This window comes from Neorickettsia helminthoeca str. Oregon (assembly GCF_000632985.1).
GTDB classification, from domain to species: domain Bacteria; phylum Pseudomonadota; class Alphaproteobacteria; order Rickettsiales; family Anaplasmataceae; genus Neorickettsia; species Neorickettsia helminthoeca.
Genome location: NZ_CP007481.1, coordinates 409,360 through 429,830, shown reverse-complemented (window position 1 = coordinate 429,830; position 20,471 = coordinate 409,360). Strand labels below are relative to the sequence as shown.

Genomic DNA, 20,471 nt, shown 5'->3' with positions numbered 1-20,471 from the left:
AAGAGTGTTAAATTTAAGCTGTGTTAGTGTGTATCCAGTACTCTGAAAGCGGAGTCATATTTTTATCTTGGGGGGTTGCTTAGTTATGTCATCGTCACCTTTGATGCGCAAGGCTGTCGCCGTTTGGTTGGTAGATAAGACTGCTTTGACGTTCGAGCAAATTGCTCAGGCCTGTGGTTTGCACGTTTTAGAAGTAGAAGGCATCGCAGATGGGACAGTTGCCCAAGGCCTTATAGGCTGCGATCCGAGAATTACAGGGGAAGTAGAACAGCGTGATATTGAAGAATGCGAAAATGATCCAAACAAAAGGTTAATAATCAAATCCATTGTTGATAAAAAGAAAAAGAAGGGAAGAGGCTATACTCCTGTTGTAAAACGAAGAGTGAAATCCGATGCTTCCTTGTGGCTGATCAATAATTATCCTGAACTGAGCGATTCCCAGATTGTTTCTCTTATAGGCACCACAGCAAAGATCGTGAAGTCCATTCGCGAAAAGACGTACTGGAATTATGATAACCTGAAACCTAGGGATCCTCTACTCTTCAACCTTTGTTCCCAGGAAGACTTAGATGATGCTCTACTAAAAGTGAAAATCTCAGAACAGAGCGAAAGACATTTAAGGGAAATTGAGGAAGCAATGGAGGATTCATTGTAGTGCTGCAAATTGCGGTACTACCAATATTGAAGGACAATTATGTCTTCATTGGCAATATTGGTTCTCTTGCCTTTGTTGTGGATCCTGGTGATGGAGATTCTGTCCTGGATCATGTTTCAAAGTATGGTCTGTCAGTGGGGTGGGTGCTAGTGACTCATCATCACGCGGATCATACATCCGGGATCTCTCAGATTAAGAAAAGATTCTCAGATGCACAGGTTATTGTACCGCTATCTGAAAAGGATTTGCTTCCCTGCTGGGATTCTTTAGCTGTTGATGAAATATATCTCTGCGGTACACACGTTAAAGTTCTCGAACTACACGGACACACACTGGGTCACGTGGGCTATTTTTTTACTGAAGAAAAACTTCTCTTCTGCGGTGATGTGCTCTTCTCTGCGGGGTGCGGAAGAGTATTCGAGGGAACTCATCTTCAGATGTTTGAAAGTATCGAAAAGATCGCAAGTCTACCTGGAGACACAACAATATATTGCGCTCATGAGTACACCAGAGATAATTTGCGTTTCGCTATGAGCATAGAACCGGAAAATATTGCTATCAAAAATTACTGGAACAGTATTAAAGGTCATAGATATTCTACCATTCCAACAACCTTAGAGCAGGAAAAAAATATTAATCCCTTCCTCAGAATAAAAGAATATCAAAAAAATCAGTTCCCAGAACTTACAGAAGCGGAAATATTTGCCATTCTGAGAAAAAGAAAAGATAGTTTCCAGTGCTAAGTTGGAAAACAAAAAGCCTTCGTTGAATCCAAGATATCTTTGATTGATTCAAGAGGACTATTCGTTTAGAATGTTATCGATCGAGCCTTTATAAACACATGAAAAAAAATATTCACCCAGAGGTTCATGACATTATCCTGGCGTTCACGAATGGAATGAAAATCAAGGTCAGGTCTACTCTAGGAAAAAAAGGTGAATTGGTTGTCTACAATGCTGGTGACTGGCCTCCTGAAACACATCAGGCTTGGACTAAGTCTGCCTCCACGAATGTGAAGGCAACCAGTAAAGTAAACAGATTCAAGGATAGGTTTGGGGAAGATTTCTTTGGAAGTTAAAGTATCCTTTTGTCTTCTATGAGCACTACTTTTGCCTACGATACGTGCCTAGCATTTACTGATGGTAGTCTCTTTTTCGGCTTCTCTTGTGGGAAGAAAGGTGTTGCTGTCGCGGAGGTTTGCTTCACTACAAGCCCTCTAGGATATCAGCATGTTATCACGGATCCGTCTTTCTTTGGTCAGATAATTCTTTTCACCTCACCACATATAGGCAATATTGGTATAAATTCCCAAGATAATGAGTGTCATAAGGTTTTCGCTCGAGGTGTAGTTCTGCGCGAGGATCCAGTAGATTTCTCCCATCACTACAGAATCGAGCACTTTTCCGACTGGCTTGTTAGAAATCAAGTTGTCGGTATTTGCGGTGTAGATACTCGCGCTATTACACGTCTGATCTGCCGCACAGGCAGTAAAAACGGGATCATTTTTCCTATCGATGAAATCAGTCATACTGGAGCACTTGAACTACTCAAGGCGTCTAAAGAGATGAATAATTTGGAGTTGAGTGCCGGAGTCTTGGGATACTCGAATTATGATCTCCCCACAGATCCTGAAAAGAAAAAGGTCTGCATTATTGATTTCGGAATTAAACACGGCATCATAAGAAACTTGCAGAAATACTTTACCGTTGTTGTCATAGCCGGGAAAAGGGGGTTCGCTGATGTGGTACTCTCATCGAGTTTTGACGGGATAGTACTGTCAAATGGACCTGGAGATCCATCTGCTACATACGAATACCTTTACGAAGATTTCACAAAGATTTTTTCTTCTGATATACCTATCCTTGGAATCTGTTTAGGTCACCAGATCATAGTACTTGCCTTCGGGTGTAGAACGAAAAAAATGCTCGTCGGACACAGAGGCGCTAATCATCCAGTGATGAATCTCATCACAGGAAAGGTCGAAATAACTAGCCAAAACCATGGTTTTGTTCTAGATGAGTCGACACTCACTAGGGATGTAGGTATTACCCATAGATCGCTCTTTGACAATTCTGTTGAGGGAGTAAAGATAAAAAATAAAAAGATTCACTCCATCCAATATCATCCGGAAGGCTCCCCAGGTCCGCATGATTCGCATTATATCTTTGAGGACTTTTTTCATGAAGTTGTCTCTGACTAAACTCTGTCTGTATGTGAGCCTGGGCGTCCGTGACTGGGAGAAAGTGCTCAAGCGTCTCGTCTGGATTAATCTTAGTATTTCTTCAGAAGATCTAGTTGACTACAATCTCGTCATTGATCTCCTTAAGAACACCAGTAGCACAACAAAGTTTGACTATATCGAAGAATTAGCTGAAACTCTTTTATCGGACTTAGTTAAGGAATTTTCTCCGCTTGAGATTTCACTGGAAGTCATAAAACACTCGCTTTCCAGATTACTTGAACATGCATCCATCCAGGTTCAGTACAAGAAGGAGTCTTAGACTATTTACTATGGGATTATAGAAAATAGCTGTCTTTCTTATGAGATGCGAGTCAGGAGAAAAATTAAGGAGATAGGATGAACTTCATTAGATTCTTTAGTATGAAATTATAGAAAATAGCTGTCTTTCTTGTGAAATGGAAGTCGAAAAGAAAATTGAGAGTCTATATAAGAAACTTCTGCTCCATAACGAAAAGTACTATCAAGATGATAATCCAGAGATAACTGACGCAGAATATGACGCCATTAAGAGCCAATATCTAGAGCTCATCAAAGAAAATCCGGAGTTAGAATTTCCTACTATCATTGGGCATCCGCCCTCTGAGAAGTTCAGCAAAGTAGAGCACTTATCTCCGATGCTTTCTTTAAGGAATGTTTTCTCTGAAGGAGAATTCATTGAGTATATCCAAAAAACAAAAAGATTTTTGAATACTAAGGAAAATTTTGAATTTCTGTGTGAACCCAAAATAGATGGAGTATCATTTTCCGCGTGTTTTATTGATGGTAAACTTCATTCCTGTGCGACAAGGGGGGATGGTTACACAGGAGAGAATATTACAGAGAATATAAACGTCATTTCTGGATTCCCTACAAGAATAGAGAATGCACCAAAAGTATTGGAGGTACGTGGAGAGGTATTCATCGATCACGAAACGTTTCGCCGACTAGAGGGTTTCTCTAATCCAAGGAACGCAGCAGCGGGTTCATTGAGGCAATTAGATCCAGAAATCACAAAACAACGTAATCTTAAGTACTTTGCTTATAGCGCTAATGAGCTACCTACAGTAAGATCACAAAAAGAAGTACTCGAATCACTAGCCGCAAATGGGTTTAGTACAAATTCCATAAAATTGCTCTCTTCCAATATAGAAGAGATCATGGATTTTTATCAGTCTATCTATGACAAGCGCGCCGACCTCACCTACGACATAGATGGATTGGTCTACAAAATCAATGATATAGGACTACAAAAAAGGTTAGGAATCTCAGCCGACGCACCTAGATGGGCTGTGGCGCATAAATTTCCTTCATATAGGGGGAAAACTGTACTCGAAAAAATCGAACTCAGTGTTGGAAGAACAGGTATCATTACTCCGGTCGGACTCCTCAAGCCTGTAACCATAGGTGGAGTAGTAGTCTCCAGGGCCAGCCTGTACAATGAAGACGAACTGAAAAGAAAGGATATAAGAGAAGGAGATTTAGTCACAATTGAAAGAGCTGGAGATGTAATACCAAAAATATTAGCTGTGGATAAAGCATATAGGGATAAACAACAGATCTTTCTCTTTCCCGAATATTGTCCTTCTTGCTCATCTAAACTTCTAAGGAAGAATAACGAGGCAGCAATCCGTTGTATGAATCATAAAAAATGCCCAGATCAATTAGTGCAACAGGTGAAACATCTTGTTTCGAGTCAGGCATTCGACATAGAAGGCATAGGTGAATCACATATTTCATTTTTCATCAATAACGGCTTTGTCAGTGAACTAGCAGATATTTTTCGTCTAGAAAGATATAAGGAAGCTATAAAAAAATATGAGGGCTGGGGTGAAAAATCCGTAGAGAATTTAATTCAAAATATCAAAAAAGCACGCAATATAACATTAAATAGATTTATCTTCAGTCTTGGTATAAAGGGTATCGGGGAAAAAACGGCATACATTTTAGCAAGGGAATACGTCAGTTTTAAGAAATGGTTCTCCAAAATGTCAGCTTTGGAGGGCAATATAGAAACGGAAACTGAGATAAAAAACCTCGAAGGATTGGGAGGCTCTGCATATGACTCACTGAAGGAATTCTTTGCTGATCCAGATAATCAGGATATAGTCAAAAACCTCGCTTCTAGGGTCGTGATCACTGATAATACTTCCAACCAAAAGGGCTCCTTGAACAATAAAAGATTTGTCTTTACTGGAACTCTGCTCTCAATCACAAGAGATGAGGCAAAAGAAATAGTAAAAAATGCAGGTGGAATCGTTTTAAACGCTATCTCGAAAAATGCTGATTACTTAGTTGCCGGAGAAAAAGCAGGCTCCAAACTATCAAGAGCGAGAGAATTGGGTATAACAATCATAGACGAGGATGACTTTAAATCACTGATCACACAAAATCTAGACGACAGAAAAACTTAGACTCTTCGTAACACATCATCAAAACGAAGAGATGGATTACATGAAAAGAAATCTATACTTTCATTATCAATCTTTATCTCATGTGTCTTTTGCAGCTTTATAAATGCTGAAGGATCAGAAAAGTCGAGATCGCCACATAAGCTCACGGCATCATCTCCAGCAATCTTGTTTGCCCTAAACCATGCAATTTGATCAAATAGGTTTTCCTTCAGAAATGAAGTGAAAAGCTTTCTACCACATTCCACGAGTAAACTGTTTATACCCATATCACCAAGCTCATGAAGAATCTTCAGCAAGTCCACCCTATCCTCTACAGTCTCACACTCGAAATTAAAAAAGTTTCTATACTTGAAGGAATTTTTTCGACCAAATGACCACACAATGCCATTTTTGAATAGATTCAGCTCTGCGCTGCCGATCTCAGCTCTAGAATCAAGAATAATCTTCACTGACTCTTTTTCTAGACCAGGTAATCTACAATCCAATTGCGGATTATCACATTTGACAGTCGAATAACTCACCATTGTGGCAGTAGTCATCGCTCTAAGCTTATGAGCTATTCTTCTCATCTTCGCGGAGGTGATCCATGCGCTCTTCCCATTGGAACAAGCAATTTTCCCATCAAGAGTGGTTGCAACTTTCAAAATGACAAACGGCCTACCCAGGATTTGCCGATAGAAATAGCCTATGTTAGCAGAAAAACATTCATATTTCAGTACGTTTGATACAACCTTTATTCCGTTCTCACGGAGCTTTTCAATACCACGCCCGCTTACACGCTCATCTGGATCATTAATTCCGATATAAACTCTCTTTATTCCGGATTGTATGATTTTATCCACACAAGGAGCAGTTTTGCCATAATGCGTGCACGGCTCGAGCGTAGTGTATAAATCTCCACCTATAGCACTCTTTCCGGCAGCTCTCAGAGCTATCTCCTCAGCATGGGGTATGCCATTCAACCCAGTAACACCTCTCCCCACTACCTCACCATCCTTGACAACAACACATCCAACAGACGGATTACTACTGGTAAAAGCCAATCCTGTTCTAGATGTGTTGACAGCGATCCTCATGTAATATAGGATGCGGTTTTCCATCCACGGGAGAGTCATAGAATGATTTATCGCTTGTAGAATCGCAGCAATAAAACTATCATTTATCTCACTCAACAACAAGAATTTTTAGTATTTTCTTTGGTAAGTTAGAATCTGGTGGACACTTTTTCTGTAGCTTTCTTTTATCTCCAATTTTACTCTAGTTCTTAAAATTATCATGGGTCGTTCTCCGAAATTCTTAATTTTTCTTCTCCTAGTGATTGCTCTATCTTTCTTTGGGGGTATCATTCTTAAGATCAACTCGTATAAAGAACACTATTCCAGTGAGATCAGCAGACTCATAGGTGGAAACGTAGAAGTAAATGGAACGATTTCAATAAATTTCCTGGATCTTGCGCTGAGAGCCACATCCGTGAATATCGTTCAATACTCCTCTGACTCCAGGTACAGTATAGGAAAACTCGATTTGCATTTCTCAAAGAAATCCATATTGTTTGGGAGACCAGAAATTTCGAAGATCACCATGAGAGATGGGGAGATCATTCTGAACAATACAGATGAGGTTTTCTCTACACAAGTCCAAGCTTTGCACCTGGAGAACATGGTAGTTAAAATCCCTAACTATTCAATCGAAACGCAAGTAAAGAACGCTGTATACAGAAACTCAATTGTAAAAACAGAGCTTCGTGGGGACTTCGGTCAGGCAGCGGAAAACCTGTATCACCTCTCCCTCAATTTTGATAGGAGAAAAAAATATTATAGTGTCGAAATCTCCTCTAAGGAGGATAAGATACAATTTCTTTCATCCGAGAAAGTCATAAAGATTTCAGGAGAAGGAAAGGATCTCATGGGAGTGCTTTCAACTTTTACAAAAATTCAATGGGAGCCAAATTCCAGTACCAGCTTTTCTATCAGTGATAAGTATGATGGAAATGCTCAGGAATATAATTTGAAAATCCAGTCAGATTTTCTTGATTCTTCCGTAAAAGTATCACTAAAAAAAGACGAAAAGCAGAAGATAGATATAAGGTGCCACAATTTTAGCCTAGGGCAAATAGGATTATCTTCGTTAAAGGAAATCGCCTCTTTTCTTCTAAACTTGCAAAAGCTGCAAACCAAAGAAACAGATCTTCTGTTAGACATAGAAACATTGAAATTGAAAGATACAGAAATCAAAGATGTCCATTTAAGCCTCTCCAGCTCGACGGAATTGCTCACTATAGGTGATCTCTCAGCGCGTATTGCAGATAGCACAATAAATAGTAAGGGTAAGATCGAAAAAAAAGATCCAAACTATCCGATTTTGACCTCCGAAGTAACCTGGAAAGGAACTTTTTCAAATGAAATAGTTAAACTATTAAATCTTGAGCAATATAGGACTGCTGATAGATGGTTATCTCAGATATTTAGTACAAATCTTAAAATCATCGCGGGCCCTGAAATGTTCTTATTCAAGGACGCAGTAGTTGCAGTTGGGGCGCTCAAACTTGGCGCAGATCTACGATATAATCATACCCTACGGAAACTTGGTAGTAATATCAGCATTGATTCACTTGTCATAGAGAGAATTTCAATCAAAGATGTTTTCTCCCTCCTCGATAAGATTAGTGATATTGATACTTCAATCAGAGTGAATTTGATAAATACTAATTTCGGAGGAGAAGAAGTCTCGCATATTGATTTCATCCATCATTCGATGAAAAAGTATCACATTTCAAGTATAGATGTTGATTCAAAGAACCTGACTTTCGTTGGTAAACTGAAATTCGATAAAATAGCAAGGATCCTTGAAATCGATGTAGATGGAAATACACTGAAGTCTAGCTTCATCAAGTTCCCTGGGATTTTTAAACTCCTCGACACAAAGAAAGGACCCGAAATTCACTGGAATGACAATCCTTTCCCTGAGATCCCAAGTGGGATATGTTGTAGCTTTAATATTGCTTTCAACAAGGTATTTCAGGACAGCCCAAGCGATGCTCTGACTTTTAAATTAGCATCTGAAATAAATAACAATATCTTGAAAATATCCGGGCTTTCCTTGAAAAGAGAAGGTTTTCTGCTAGAGTTAGTATCAAATTTCACGTTTAACAGACAGCCTAACTCCGTTGTTGCATCAATAAATGCAAGCGGCATAGACTTGAAGACGCTCCTCAAAGAGAATTTTGATGTCAATTACATCTCCGGAAAGGCCAACATTCAAGCTGATGTCTCATCAAAAGGCAATACTGTGAAACAAATGATATCGAATATCGAAGGTAAGCTTGCTTTAAATTCTGCAAAAATCAATATTCAGGGGGGTAACATAGACATGCTTTCGAGTGCTATACCAAAGGTCAAATCGCCAAAAGATCTCGATGAAATCACTAGAATAAAATTCTTTACTGGTGATACAACATTACTTTCGGTGACCGGTTCGAGCAACATTTCAAATGGTATACTAGGCACTTCTCTCGCCTTTTCAACGAAAACAACTAGCGGAATCCTATCATCGAATTTTCAAGTAAGTAACATGCAGACCTCATCCGTTAGTAGAGTATTCTTTCCAATGAAAGGTGAGGCAATCCCTGTTGATATAACCATAGAAGGCAATATCTGGAATCCTAAGATTTTCTTTGATAATCAAGCAATCTTCGCAACAATTAAGGGAAAAATCCAGAACTAGCTATGGGCACACTGGATAAACTCCTACCCGTAATTCTGGGAGCGTGTATGACACTCGGATTTGCGCCATTTCATATGACGTTCCTATTGGTACTCAGTATCGCTCTAACATATAAAAAACTTAAATCCACTCTCTCTGCAAGAGAAGTATTATCCTTTTCTCTTTGGTTTGGTAGCAGTTTCTTTTTGATTTCCCTCTACTGGATTTCATTCTCCCTCGCAACAGATATGGAACACTTTTGGTGGTTAATCATTCCAACTCCAATTGCACTTTCCATATTCCTTTCCCTATATTTTGTCCTTGCATTTGGAATATTCAAATTCATCAAGTATCAGAATCCAATTACATTTACATTCATCATCACACTATCGGAATATTTAAGAGAAATATGTTTCTCGGGATTTCCGTGGAATCTTATCGGATATACATGGAACTGCTTAGGAGTTCTGCAATTTGCTTCCATATTTGGAATCTTTGGCCTAACTGCCTTGACGACCTTTGTTTCTGCTTCATTAGGAGAGCTATTATTCGAGGATTCAAAAGTTGCCAGGACCTACATACTTTGTTCAGTCAGTTTGTTGGTATGTGTTTTTTCCTTTGGACTAATCCGCCTGCATAACAATCCAATACGGAATTCACAGAAAATAGTGAGAATAGTCCAGGCGAATATTCCTCACCAACAACGCTGGAGCACTGACTACAGCAGAACGGTACTACAAAAATATGTTGAAATGAGCAAAGCAAAAGACTTCCAATCAATTGATTATTTTATTTGGCCTGAGTCCTCTGTACCGTTTCTTCTTCATACAAGAAAGAGCGATATCACTAAATATATCAGCGCCAATCTCGGAAAAATCGTCATAGCTGGTGGTACTAGAATCGAAAATAATAATATCTACAATTCGATTTTCCTGATCAAGGATGGTCAAGTCGAGGATTACTATGACAAGATAAAACTTGTTCCTCTAGGAGAATACGTTCCTTTAGGAAATATATTGCCCATAAATAAGATAGTTAACGGGGCAAGTAATTTCACTCATGGGAAAAAGAGACGGAAGATATTGGAAGGAATTAATGCTGCTCCCACTATTTGCTATGAAAGTATTTTCACATCTTCTCTACACGGCAACTGCACTGCCGATTGGAATATTAATCTCGTAAACGATAGCTGGTTTGGAAATAGTACTGCTTTATATCAACACCTGCAGATGGCCAGAATGAGGGCAATAGAGTATGGACTCCCAATCATCAGATCAACCACCACTGGTATTTCAGCAGTGATCGATCCTTATGGGAGAATTCTGGCTAGAATACCATACTCATCTCAGGGAATCCTAGATATCCCCATACCAAGAAAACATAGTAGGAGAACATTCTATACTTTGTTGCATAACTTGTTCCACTGAAATTATATAGCAAGACTTATTGGTGCACTATTGCTGAGCGGTACAAGCTTAATACTCTCCTCATAACCTGAAGTATCAATCGTGCTATCAGGTGTTGCTTTACTTACAATTTCGCGATCACCTTGAGTATCAACAGAGACAGCTGATTCTGTCTCTCCTGTTTTAGTAGGAGCTTTAGAATCTGCTTTAGAATCTGCTTTATTAGATCTACGAGACACAAGATGCTTAACAAGGTTAGTAAAGTTCAGCGCACTACCCGTCCTTTTGGAATTATTCCCAAGAAGTTTAATAATTTCTGGATCCGCGATAGTAACTTTTCCTTTTGCAGCTTTTGTCCTTTCTAGTAGCGAATGAATCACTGTAAGCTCTTCGGCATTATAAGGAAATGCAGCATTTTCTTTTCCTATCTGAGCTATTTTTGCGGTTAAATCGAAACCGTTAATAAGCTCCTCCATTTCAGCGCCGTATCTTGGATGCGAAATCTCACCAGACTTATCTTCAGCTGCAGCCTTGTTATATAACACCCCAATATTCTCGTTTCTAGCAAGAAGACTATGCTGACGGCTTCGTAATTCACGTGCATCATGTAAGACCTGTGCTGCACTACTGAAATTATATCCTTCTTGACCTAACCTAGGTAGAAGATCGCACACAACTTTGTGTAAATTCACGACTGCTTCCTGAGAAAGGAACCGTGTCTGTTCTAGTATCATTAAAAGTACAGCAGGATTCTTCGCTAATTCTGTCGCAACATTTTGCAGACTATTATTACCGAAATCAATTTCTGAAATATTTGCAGAGATTTCAGCTAAAAAGTTCTTGATTTCAGTTTTTCCACTCGCTAAGTATGAAGACCTTAGAGAACTAAGAGATTGCTTCATCGAAGCTCTCCTCTCATCATCCTGATTGCTCTGCTTGAGTTTTTTATCATCGATTTTGCTTAATCCTTCCAGCTCCAAAGTGAATGAGTATAAAGAAACTAGTAATCCATAAGCATTACTCAAAAACTGTCTTCTCTGCTCTTGAGCTTCTTCGGTTTCATCTATCCTATCTTGTTCAGTTATTGCTTCTGGACCTGTTGAAATTTCTCCATCTACAATTCCCGATGCTTCAGTTATTACTTCTGGATTTAGTTTGACTTCGTCTTGTACTTCAGTGGCTTCAGTTATTGCTTCTGGACCTGTTGAAATTTCTCCATCTACAATTCCCGATGCTTCAGTTATTACTTCTGGATTTAGTTTGACTTCGTCTTGTACTTCAGTGGCTTCAGTTATTGCTTCTGGACCTGTTGAAATTTCTCCATCTACAATTCCCGATGCTTCAGTTATTACTTCTGGATTTAGTTTGACTTCGTCTTGTACTTCAGTGGCTTCAGTTATTGCTTCTGGACCTGTTGAAATTTCTCCATCTACAATTCCCGATGCTTCAGTTATTACTTCTGGATTTAGTTTGACTTCGTCTTGTACTTCAGTGGCTTCAGTTATTGCTTCTGGATTTTCTTGTAGTTTTTCACCTTTAGCGAGAACTTCTTGAGCTATTTGGTTTTTTCGTTCGGAATAATCTTTATAGAGAGTAGAAAGATGAATAGAAATGCTCAGTGCAGTGACTACAAACATGGCAATTAAATTGATAATTTCCATGATATGCACAGGATTTTTCAGTGCTTCGGATAGGTTTTTACTGTTTTTCAGTTTCATTATCACACTTACTAATCCAGAGACAGCAGCAAGAAGGGTACTTCCAAGAGAAATATATCGAAGCACTAAATCCTTTGACAAAACAACTGGAAGAACCGTAGCAGCGCTATTCTGTTGTGCACCTGAAGCGTTTTTTAGCATAAATGAATAAGTATGTAATATCGTTATCTTCATATAGTATCATTATGATATTAAGAAAAGATGATAACTAAGGTATATTTATACTATAGCATTACTAGATTTAAGGAACCTACCTAGATAGCTTAAAGCTTGGATTAGGAAAGAAGAATTATCCACATGATCTTTCTGAAGACATCACAGAATGTCTCCAGTGAACTAGATGCTCTCCCGACGCTGCGTCTCTGGTTGTCTACTGCGAGGTAGAATAGGTTGTCCCTGCCCTGCACCAGTCGATGCACCCGCCTCTTTTAGCGCCTTCGCCGCATCACGCAGTGGTGCTGTTGATGGAGCTGCAGGAGATTTCATAGCTTTCCCTAAAGGAATGCCATTGATATAAACATGAGAATCACCAAAATCAATTTTATCTCTACTCAGCATCCCATTCAGCTTATGACAATCCTGACGAGCTTCAGGATCAAATGACACCCCACCATCTGCTGTGATGCGTAAATGTATCGTTTTGTCATGACCATCGACTCTAACCTTTGTAGAAATCAACGCAGCACCTTTCTTCGGGGTATAGTTAATAAGTCCGTCAGATCTCTTCTGTACTTCTAGGATATCTCTCCCTCCATTGAAGGAAAGCGTACTACGGGATATTCCAGAACCTTGAGCCACTTTTAACAGGCCATTTATATCGACAGATGCATTCTGGTGAATCTTGACGTTTAGCATTCCACCTACGATAGTCGCGCTACTTTTCTCTTCATTCAAGGTAAAATGGCGGCGTATAAGCGTAGGCATAGCAGCAGTATTCGCGAAGAATCGTGTATCACTTGCCTTATATAGCGTAGATGCAACCTGCTTACTGATATTCCCATTTAGTCGAGTCCGCTCTACCTGAGCAGCATAGAAAATATCACAATAATTCAAATGTAACTGTGCACTTTGTAGAATACGGAGTTCCGTATATTCAGAGTGGGATAGTTCTTCTTTGTTTACGAGGTCGATGAACCTATTCCGCTGAGTATCTCTATAGCTCTCCAATTTTCTACATCTACCCAGGGTAGATATCCCTGAAGATGAATGAGTAAGATCTATCCCTCTTTCTATCAAGAAGGTAATCATCTCTTTAGGTGGTGCAATACCCTTCTCAATGGCATTATCAAGCATTCTATCTAATAGATTTCGCCCCTGAGGGTCTAGGCAATTGATATCAGCTCCATGTTTAAACAGCACATTTGCTATTTGAGATGATCTGTTAAGAATGGCGCATTCCAAGCTTGAAATGCCATCTGAATCTACTGCGTTGACATCCATTAGATGAGTATACTGATCCAAGAAGCGGCTTGTTGCCTCAGAATTCCCTTGCAGTACGGATAACATAAGCATCCTAGGGAAACTTATTTTTCCCCCGACACTAGGAACAAATCGAAGTATGTTGCTCAACATCTGCGTACAATACTTGGACTTCGCCAGTATATCCATTGGTGAGACACCATCTTTATTTTTCTCAAGCAACAGATCGGCTGAAAAAGCGCTATTTCCTAAGATCGAATTTAATACATCCTCTACCGCAGTAACAACATAGGGAGAATTAGTGAGCACACTGAAAAGCATATGCAAAATATTGTCTCCGGTATGTGGACTTCTTTCTTTTAGATGGGAAACGTTCTTGCACATGTACTTGATCAGGTCAAGACGCTTTTGTAATAGCGAGGTACTACCATGTTCCCGTTCAGAGCTTATCTGTGAGAAGAGATGAGAGAAAACTGGAAAAGCATATCCGGGCTTACGTGAATTCATTTCCGAGCACAGCGAGCCAACATCATCTGAGTTCTTCCCTGCATTAGCCGAATCAAGTACTAGATTCAGGAAACGCAGGATTGCTTGATCGTTTCGCAGATCTGCCGCACTACGGGTACATAGTTTTGCTGCGGTAGATGGAGATTTCTCCTGGATCAGCTCAAAAGCGGATTTACCGGTGCTTTCTGAGATATCAGATAGGCTGTAACCGGTATCAATGCACAAATCTACTAATTCTTCATTACACCCGTGGAGGATTATCAAGTGCAAGAGACTGTCTCCGTTCTCATCCTTAACAAACTTATTGGAGGAACGTATTATCGACTTCACAAGACTCATATCCTCAGAATGAAGAGCAGCTTCAATGACGCCCGTTCTATTCGGTAGAGAGTCCACAATCCCACGATTATTCCGTAGTATATGAAGCGCCTCTTCTCCTTTCCCTGTGGTGATTAAATTTTCCAATGCTGCACCGCACTTATCAAACTCCAACTGGAAATTTGATAAAACACTCCTACCTGCACGCCTAGATTTTTTTTCAAATACTGCTGCATCTTCCGCCGCTAATCTGGTACTCTCAGTTATATAATTGTTCAGAGATCGTTCACCAATTGGCTCTACCCTTTTCACTGTACTCAAATCAGCTGCTATCCCCTGAGCAAGATGCTGCTCACGTTTTTCCAGCAGAGCTTGTTGCCCATGCTCGCTCATCCCTAGGAGCTGTACTATTTCTCGTAGTTTCGTTTCTTCAAAAGTGGCAGGAGCCTTGATCAAAGCTTCTTCTATAGATTTTTTATCCATCTGCAGACCTGCGTCCACCATCTCCTTCAGTATATCCGCATTTCCAATTTCAACCGCGAGCGCAAACGGATCACGCTTCTTAGTATCCAACTGTCTTTCCATGTACACTCCCCCGGTGAAAGGGCAATATTGAGCATTCGTTGGAGTTCAGCAAGTAGCTTTACCATCACGCGGTTACCATTCAATACGGCGTCATGCAGCAACCTACAATCAAGCAAAAGGGAGCAAGCCGCATCGGTACCACCTCTGGCCATGCTATTTTCGATAATACACTTCAGCATTGCTGCATTATTCAAATGTAATGCCAACTCCAGGACACTTTTACCGCCATTGTTTCTTTGCTTTAAACCTGAGATGAGATCCTGGATTGTATGGGAATCATGCTCCATTACCGCCTGCAAGGCATCAAGGTCTTCGCATCTGACTATAGTATGCAAGAGATTATCACCCTCCCCATTTTGCAAAAGAGTAGACTGAGGATAATGAATCATGAAATGATCAAACATGAGGTCTTTGTGCCTCCTCATATCATCACTATGAGCAAAGTACTTCGCAAGCAACACTGCCTGTGCTGGACTCCCAATTTTTGCCGACATATCACCTATTGGTGAAGGATCACCTTTATCAGACGCTTTCAACTTTTTGTACTTATTGGCATAACTCTTCCATTGGGCAATATTACCAAAAGCTGCAATCAGTGTTCCAAGATTATGCCCGTCTGCGCTTTGGACAGAGAGTAATGTAGGATCTCCATCTTTGATATCATTGAGTTTATCCTTAAGGTTCTCTGCGCTATTAGTATCTTTGGAGACAGCATGAGCATAGGGAAGCAGAACACCTTTACCCATGAATCTATCACTAACAGCAGACCTATACTTTTCTGTTTCACTGCGTACAACATTTTCAGCAGCAGCGCTTACATCAAATTGGATCTTGCTTTCACTTTTCTCAGGCGGAGAATAACGGCGATCATATAAAGCTGAAACTCCAAAACCATATTTCAGCAACCCATTGCCACTTCCCTTCTCAACTAATAGCTCCTTTAAGGATTCATCCGCAAACCTTGGCGAAGCAGCTAAAATCTTTTCAGCTACCGGATTATTACCACTTTGGATAGCTGTCACCACTGGATTCATAGAAGCATCCAACGCAGATGCCACATACTCATCCTCGCTTAGATCTGCCAGTGAATCCGCCATTCCTAGGATATCCACATGCCAGGATGACTCCGCTTGTTTACTTAATACTCCAAGAACTGTTTTACTGGCTTGTTGCGAAAGCATCTTGCCTCTGCTCTGCTGCAGCTCTGATTTTTGTTCTTTGGCCATGCGCAACTCTCGGATCTTCGCCTCCATCCCCTGTTGCTGCTGCATACCTTCTATAGCACTCAACTGAATTTCAATCTCTTTGCATTCATTCTGGGACTTAGCCTGAAGCTTCTTATGCTCCTGAAGAATATATCGTACAAGATCAGGTTGTTTACTTTCCGCAGCTACTTCTAGGATACTTTTCCCCCCATCAACGGTATCAATGACTTTATAAACATTCTCACTTTTTAAAATGAATAGTTTTTCTAATGCACTTTTATCGCCATTCGCAATCGCTGCATGGAGCTCCACATCTGCTTTAAGCTCCGCTTCCTGCACTGGCCGCTCAAGTCTTTCTTCTATCAGTGGCTTAAGCCCATCCAGTAGCGATTTTTCACTTGTTTGATAATGTGCTGCCAAAAGTCCTTTAGAATCCTTACTACCTAGCAGATGATTAGAATTAGTTGATAGCCTTAAAATCTGTTTGAGTAACTGCGGTGCATGTTGCGCAGCTAGATGCAAAAGATTACCACCACTTTCTTTATGAGCTTTTGCCAAGATCCTATCTGTCTTGTTCTGTAGACTGATTAATTCTCCACCTGCAAGGCTATTTAGATCATTCTCTAGCTTTGTCAAAATCCACTCCGCAAAAGTATGATTACCAGAAGTAATAGCAACTTCGAGAGCATTTAATCCATCTGCGTTTTCTTTTTTCAAGGCCTCAGTTGTGATATGCGCTTCAATTCCTTGCAACACCTGAGGAGTACCGTATATTGCTAGAACGGGAAGTGCCTTGCCTACTTCAACAGTACTCTCTCTCACCAGTCCAGCTAATTTCTCAGGGGCATTAGATGCTAGGACAGATATGCACTTCTGATCTGTGATTTTACCATCACCATCCATATGCAACTCGCATAAGACATCGAGCCTTGCTCTACCTTTATCACCTAAAAACAGATCTTTTAGCAGGTTAGGAGTCGCAAATTTTACACATGCTCTCAATACATGGTGCGCTTCCTCAGAACCTACTTCCTCTAATGCCTCTCCTACAGTTTTATAACCCTTTCCGTCGATCTTTTTGATCGGTACTTGCATTACAAACGGAAGCTCTTCGGGAGCGCTCAATGTTTTGAGACTCAACTCCAGAGGACTATACTCCATAGCAGGAGAATTTAATATTAAATCTGCGGCACAAGTCTTACTTCTGTGTTTTACAAAACCCGCATTTGATTCTTTCGTATCCTTCAAGATACGGTCTGCCAGATCTGCGGGTAATCCTAGTTCCTTTGAGATTTTTTCGACTTCTTCAATTATCGGGTTCTCCGATAGAAGAAGCCTCTTTAACCAACTAAGAGCACGTGTATCTTTTTTTTCTATAATGCTGTGGAAAATATTCTTGCAAGCACCGCTGGATGAGTAAAGAACCGGGAGAGATATTTTGTAATTTTCGTTTAAACCTAAGATATACTCCATGAACTGAGATTTGATCTTATGCCTCGCCTTTTCGCCAGGCTCAGATTCGAATAATTTTCTGCTAGTAGAACCCCGAGCTACACCCTCTAATAGCTCTACTGACCGCCCCTCTTCTGCGCAATCCAGCGCCTTCATGAACAGAGTGCAGTGCTCCACGCCACCTACTTTGAGCTTGGAAGCAGGGTTTACACCTTTTCTAAACAATGTATTGATAAGATTGGTATCATTGGCTTCCAAGGCAATTTGAATCGGGGTAAGACCACTTCTCAAATCTGAAGCATTTATTAGATGAGCAACTTGGAGATGATTACATAGCAACTGCAAAATCTTCTCCCTACCACTTATTCTCTCTTTGGCAGCTTCGACTGCTTGTTCATACCCAGGTGGTTGCGCGTGAAGTAACTCCTGTATCCTGATATCATCCGCTTTGGAATCCTCGCATATACTGGATGCAACAGCATTAAACAACGGGGGTGCACCATACGAGTACCCAGAACAATCAAACGGCCAGCCACGAAATATACGTTCAAAGCTGGAAGAATTACCGTCTTTAATATCCCTAAGTAGATCCTTATATGACTGCATGATTCAGTAAGACAACAAAAGAGAACAGGAAAACTACCTAAACACCTGGAGGACGTTCAGGACAGGGACACCCCTCAAAAGGATGAATCCAATCTCTAAAAAATTTCTAAATATCGGAACCACTTGATAAAAACCGCATGGAATCAAGAAAGATCCAATACTACAAGTATAGCCTAAACAGTTTAAGAAATACCACTTAGGCATACCAAAACAAATCTAGCGCAGGACTACTCTAAGCACCTAGAAGTAGCTTATTCATGAGTTTTGCCATTCTCATAGGATTTTTCACTTCTTCAGCCTGTAGAATACACGCTTGGTCATAGAGCAGTTGAATAAACTCTTCACTTTCCGGATCATCAAGTCTCTCTATGATTCTTGAAATTACGGGGTGCGTGATATTTATCTCCAGGACTTTCTTTGTTTTTGAATGAAGCTGCTTCTGCTCTATCATGAATCTCTCCATCCTGATATCCATTGCACCATCCGGGACCGCAAGACAGACCGGACTATCCTTTAATTTTTTAGACACTCTCACGGATTCCACTTCATCCTTTAGGATCTCCTGCATTTTTGCTATTAGCAGATCGATGGACTTATCATCGTGCTGATGAACTTCCTGCTCAGATGATTTCTCCAGTTCTTGGAAATCATCCAGGTTTATGCTGGAACGAGTTATCGATTTAATATTATGGGATTTATATTCATCCGAAACATTTATCCAGAAATCATCTACGGGATCCACAAACAAAAGGACATCTATACCCCTACTCAGAAAACCCTCCAGCTGTGGACTATTCTTTGCACTTTCTATGCTTGTACTACCCAGGCAATATATTTCCTTTTGTTCAGGCTTCATGGTCTGGATGTACTCATCTAAGCTGATTAGTTTCCCCTGATTCAAGCTGTAGAATCGACATAAACCGAACAATCTTTCTCTCTCATCTGTTGGCATTGCTTCGCACAATCCTTCTTTCAGGACAGCACCGAAATTACTCCAGAACTCAGAGATATACTTTTCCGGATCACTTTCCGCTTTTTTTCTCAAGTCATTCAATACTCTATTTGTGAGAGACTTTTTTATCTTCATGAGAGTATTATTGTATTGGAGAGTCTCCCTGCTGATGTTCAACGGAAGATCTGAACAATCGACTATTCCCTTAAGAAACCTCAGATACTGAGGAATCAAATGGACATTCTCCTCTGTTATAAAGACCTTCTTTATGTATAGTTTTACTGAGGCTCGTCTATCAGGGTTGTACAAATCGAAAGGCTTGATCGATGGTATATAAAGTAAATTGATATATTCTATGCTTCCCTCGTTTTTATTATGGATTACCATCCATGGTCTTCCACCTACGTGAGCCACCTCCCTGAAGAAGTTTTGATGCTCTTCCTCTGTGATGTCGCCTTTATTCTTAGTCCATATGGCTGTAGCAGCATTGATCTGCTCCTTCTCCCCCTTTTCGTCCAGCAAGTATATAGGGAAGCCTATATGATTCGAGTTAGTTGTGATGACATGCTCTATCCGGAACTTATCTAGAAATTCCTCTGCATCACCTTTGAGATGAATGCGAATCCTAGCACCCCTAGGAACGCTACCCTTTACTTCATCTATGTAGAAATTGTCTTTACCTCTAGATGTCCAGAGATGACCTGTTTCAGTTCCTGCTTTTCTGGTTTCTACTTCGACCTTTTCGGCAACCATGAAGACTGAGTAAAAACCAACCCCAAACTGACCTATTAGGTCGACTTTTTTGTCTTTCAGGGATTCCAAGAATTTTTCTGTCCCTGATCTTGCAACTGTCCCTAAATTTTCGATGAGTTCTTCTTTACTCATACCGATCCCATTATCTGAGATCTCTAACAATTTTTTCTCTTTATCAAAGGAGATACGAATACTAAGTTCAGTATCATCCTCCAGTAGTTCCTGGTCAAGATTTGACTCTTCCCTAAGTTTGTTAAGCGCATCAGACGCATTGGAAATCAATTCCCTAAGGAAGACATCCTTATGTTTATACAGAGAGTGTATTACTAGATTCAGGATCTTTGAGGCATCTGCTCCAAACGAATAAGAATTTGCATGCTCAGTCTTTTCCATAGGTATAGATTTGTTTTCGAATCAACTACGCAGATGTAAGCATCTTGTAGGATAATTTCAATCCCGGAAACACTACTTTCACAAAACTATCGAAATAGATCTTACCCAATTTTATTTCACGGATAGAGCATACTTTCAAATTAGGAAATTTTATGATTCACTTGTGCC

13 protein-coding genes are annotated in these 20,471 nt (G+C 40.1%); 8 read left to right on the top strand and 5 right to left on the bottom strand.

Going from position 1 to position 20,471, the window contains the following annotated elements:
* Nucleotides 1-85: 85 nt before the first annotated feature.
* From NHE_RS02105 to ligA, 6 genes are all read left to right on the top strand, one after another.
* Nucleotides 86-655: a cell cycle transcriptional regulator TrcR gene (locus NHE_RS02105; RefSeq protein WP_232215034.1), complete on the top strand. Its 570-nt coding sequence runs from the start codon at nucleotides 86-88 to the stop codon at nucleotides 653-655.
* A complete protein-coding gene (gene gloB, locus NHE_RS02100; RefSeq protein WP_038559478.1) occupies nucleotides 655-1,398 on the top strand; it encodes a hydroxyacylglutathione hydrolase in 744 nt (247 codons plus the stop codon). Before NHE_RS02105 ends, gloB begins: the two co-directional genes overlap by 1 nt.
* A gap of 98 nt (nucleotides 1,399-1,496) precedes the next feature.
* Nucleotides 1,497-1,733, top strand: a complete 237-nt coding sequence (rpmE, locus tag NHE_RS02095; RefSeq protein ID WP_038559475.1) for a 50S ribosomal protein L31 — start codon at nucleotides 1,497-1,499, stop codon at nucleotides 1,731-1,733.
* 18 nt (nucleotides 1,734-1,751) lie between these two features.
* Nucleotides 1,752-2,855, top strand: a complete 1,104-nt coding sequence (carA, locus tag NHE_RS02090; protein WP_038559472.1) for a glutamine-hydrolyzing carbamoyl-phosphate synthase small subunit — start codon at nucleotides 1,752-1,754, stop codon at nucleotides 2,853-2,855.
* Nucleotides 2,842-3,156 carry a dihydroneopterin aldolase gene (locus tag NHE_RS02085; RefSeq protein WP_198014751.1) on the top strand — a complete coding sequence of 105 codons (315 nt, stop codon included), beginning with the start codon at nucleotides 2,842-2,844 and terminating at the stop codon, nucleotides 3,154-3,156. Before carA ends, NHE_RS02085 begins: the two co-directional genes overlap by 14 nt.
* A 136-nt stretch (nucleotides 3,157-3,292) precedes the next feature.
* Complete coding sequence (ligA, locus tag NHE_RS02080; RefSeq protein WP_038559467.1) at nucleotides 3,293-5,287, top strand: NAD-dependent DNA ligase LigA; 1,995 nt, start codon at nucleotides 3,293-3,295, stop codon at nucleotides 5,285-5,287.
* Here the strand turns inward: ligA and ribD are convergent.
* Nucleotides 5,284-6,402, bottom strand: a complete 1,119-nt coding sequence (gene ribD / locus NHE_RS02075) for a bifunctional diaminohydroxyphosphoribosylaminopyrimidine deaminase/5-amino-6-(5-phosphoribosylamino)uracil reductase RibD (RefSeq protein ID WP_051579706.1) — start codon at nucleotides 6,400-6,402, stop codon at nucleotides 5,284-5,286. The two genes, ligA and ribD, sit on opposite strands and share 4 nt — an antisense overlap.
* A 160-nt stretch (nucleotides 6,403-6,562) precedes the next feature.
* Between ribD and NHE_RS02070 the strand changes: the two genes are divergently transcribed.
* Nucleotides 6,563-9,010, top strand: a complete 2,448-nt coding sequence (locus NHE_RS02070; RefSeq protein WP_038559464.1) for an AsmA family protein — start codon at nucleotides 6,563-6,565, stop codon at nucleotides 9,008-9,010.
* Nucleotides 9,011-9,012: 2 nt separating this feature from the next.
* Nucleotides 9,013-10,416, top strand: coding sequence for an apolipoprotein N-acyltransferase (lnt, locus tag NHE_RS02065; protein ID WP_038559461.1), 1,404 nt, complete (start codon nucleotides 9,013-9,015; stop codon nucleotides 10,414-10,416).
* Between the two features lie 2 nt (nucleotides 10,417-10,418).
* Here the strand turns inward: lnt and NHE_RS02060 are convergent, their stop codons facing one another.
* From NHE_RS02060 to htpG, 4 genes are all read right to left on the bottom strand, one after another.
* The gene (locus NHE_RS02060; protein WP_038559458.1) at nucleotides 10,419-12,254 is read right to left on the bottom strand and encodes a hypothetical protein; all 1,836 of its coding nucleotides are present in this window, start codon (nucleotides 12,252-12,254) and stop codon (nucleotides 10,419-10,421) included.
* A 195-nt stretch (nucleotides 12,255-12,449) separates the two neighbouring features.
* Entirely contained in the window at nucleotides 12,450-14,942 is a 2,493-nt protein-coding gene (locus tag NHE_RS02055) for an ankyrin repeat domain-containing protein (RefSeq protein ID WP_038559455.1), read from the bottom strand.
* A complete protein-coding gene (locus NHE_RS02050) occupies nucleotides 14,867-18,205 on the bottom strand; it encodes an ankyrin repeat domain-containing protein (RefSeq protein WP_038559452.1) in 3,339 nt (1,112 codons plus the stop codon). The genes NHE_RS02055 and NHE_RS02050 overlap by 76 nt, the downstream gene beginning before the upstream one ends.
* 232 nt (nucleotides 18,206-18,437) lie before the next feature.
* On the bottom strand, nucleotides 18,438-20,303 hold the full coding sequence (gene htpG, locus NHE_RS02045) for a molecular chaperone HtpG (protein ID WP_038559449.1): 1,866 nt from the start codon (nucleotides 20,301-20,303) through the stop codon (nucleotides 18,438-18,440).
* Between the last annotated feature and the right edge of the window lie 168 nt (nucleotides 20,304-20,471).